Annotated in this window: 3 protein-coding genes; 1 reads left to right on the top strand and 2 read right to left on the bottom strand. The window is 58.5% G+C overall.

Annotated features, from left to right (window positions below; all coding sequences use genetic code 11):
• Positions 1-121: 121 nt before the first annotated feature.
• The gene (locus ACOCD2_RS18745) at positions 122-454 is read left to right on the top strand and encodes a hypothetical protein (protein WP_293653437.1); all 333 of its coding nucleotides are present in this window, start codon (positions 122-124) and stop codon (positions 452-454) included.
• 14 nt (positions 455-468) lie between these two features.
• On the opposite strand, the gene ACOCD2_RS18750 is transcribed toward ACOCD2_RS18745, so the two are convergent.
• Positions 469-987, bottom strand: coding sequence for a hypothetical protein (locus tag ACOCD2_RS18750; protein ID WP_293653435.1), 519 nt, complete (start codon positions 985-987; stop codon positions 469-471).
• A gap of 117 nt (positions 988-1104) precedes the next feature.
• On the bottom strand, positions 1105-1731 hold a 627-nt coding region (locus tag ACOCD2_RS18755), incomplete at its 5' end, for a toprim domain-containing protein (RefSeq protein WP_419625891.1).

A 1731-nucleotide genomic window follows, 5' to 3' on the forward strand; every position in this document is an offset into this window, starting at 1 on the left:
ACCTCCACCATGTGCTGCAGCACATCGGCAATGCCAGGACGGTTGAGGACATTGAAGCCCTGCTACCCTGGAACACGCCTGTCAAAAAAATGCAATAGGGCTGATTGTTTGGCGCTTACAGTTGACCGCCCAGATTGACGCACTCCGCTCCGAGATTGCGGATCTGAAACAGGCGCATGCCAGCGCGATTATCACATCTGAGACGGAAATAGGCTTGTGGAAAACTCGGTGTGATGCCCAAACGACCGAAAACCGCACGCTGGACAAAAGGCTGCGCAGCACCCTGGTGGAGCTGGAGGAATGCCGCGACCAGCTCAAAACGCTGCGCGACAAGGAAGCGGATGCGCGGGCACAGACCACTTCTGCTCAAGCCACCGTGGAACAGCAACGTCTCCAGATCGAGTCATTGGAGAAACAGCTGGAGAAACAGGCCTCGCCCCAAAAAGAGCACTGATTACTGGCAAAGCACTATTCCGCGGTGTGATCTTCTACAAGCTCTTTCAGGCTCTCCATGTCAGAAGCGACATAGACAACCTCCTCGGAGCAGAGAAGAATCTCGACGACCTCTTTCAGAGTCATGCCCTGGGTTTCGAACGAATCCCCCCCGTGCTTGGGGTGGGCCGTCATCCAAAAGCACCCGCCGGCGGCGATTTCATCGCCGGTGATCCAGGTATCGGCCCCGTGCCACACCACCGCATTGGTGTAGCGGCGGGCTTCGGACAAGCCGAAGGCGCTGATGGCGGTGAACACGGCTGTCACCTCCCGCACCAGGTCGGCATCGACCCGGTATTCGGCATACTCCGGATCGTCGAGATTGAAATCCCCGACCATTTCAACGTATGCCGTTTTTGGCGGGGTGTCGTCCTGATCGGCCAGGATGCCCATAAGCTTCCTGGCCACAGGCTCTTTCTCCACCGTTGCCACCAGGTGCTCGGTGGGATTACCCAGCTGGGACCACAGTTCCCAGCCATTCTCTGTTTTTTTCATGTCGTACATTCGACCTCCTTTGCGGTCACCAGCCGCGATAAATGCTCAGACAGGTTGGTGCCTCCTGTCCGTTGAAGATAAGCCCGGCACCTGAGAAGGGGCCGGGCTTGGTTTCTGCTACGCTGTCATTTTTTTGAGCCGGCGGAATTCCCGGCGGACGGCATCCTGGTCCGGAATGGCCTTGATGCCCTTGGTGACAAGCACATCGTTCCAGTCCGTCCCTTTCGGATTGCCCAGGTTCTCCGGAAACAGGACGACACTTTGCCGCCCTTCCTCCAGCAACCGGCGCTGCAGGCGAAAGGCAGCCTCCTGCCCGCGGCCGCTTTCACGGTCATAGTCCGCCCAGACAACCACCCACTGGGCTTCCTTGGGCAGATTAACCCGCTCCAGGTTGACCGCGTTGATGGTCGTCCAACACGGCAACCCGGTGGCCTGCATCACCGACATGGCGGTTTCCAACCCTTCGGCAACCCCTAAGACGCCGTTGTAGATCGGCGCAATGGGGACATAGCCGCCTGACATGGTGCGGCTGGCCGAATACGGCATGGCCCGCTTGGACTGACCACCAAAGGCCTTCCGCCCGTCCGGCGTGATAAACAGCCGGTGCAGGGTGACCGGGCGGGCCTCGGTGTCATACACCAACTCCAGGACCGCCGGCGAGGTAATGTTTTTCCCTTTCCTTTTCTCAAAAAAGAGATCGGGATGGAAAAAAACATTCGCCAGTTCCCAGGGCTGGGCATCCAG

This window comes from Thiolapillus sp., assembly GCF_048562965.1.
In the GTDB taxonomy this organism is placed as follows: Bacteria; Pseudomonadota; Gammaproteobacteria; order Chromatiales; family Chromatiaceae; genus Thiolapillus; species Thiolapillus brandeum_A.

What these genes read in the sequence shown, in the direction of transcription:
- ACOCD2_RS18750 (WP_293653435.1), bottom strand. Translation starts at nt 987, where the DNA reads ATGAAAAAAACAGAGAATGGCTGGGAACTGTGGTCCCAGCTGGGTAAT.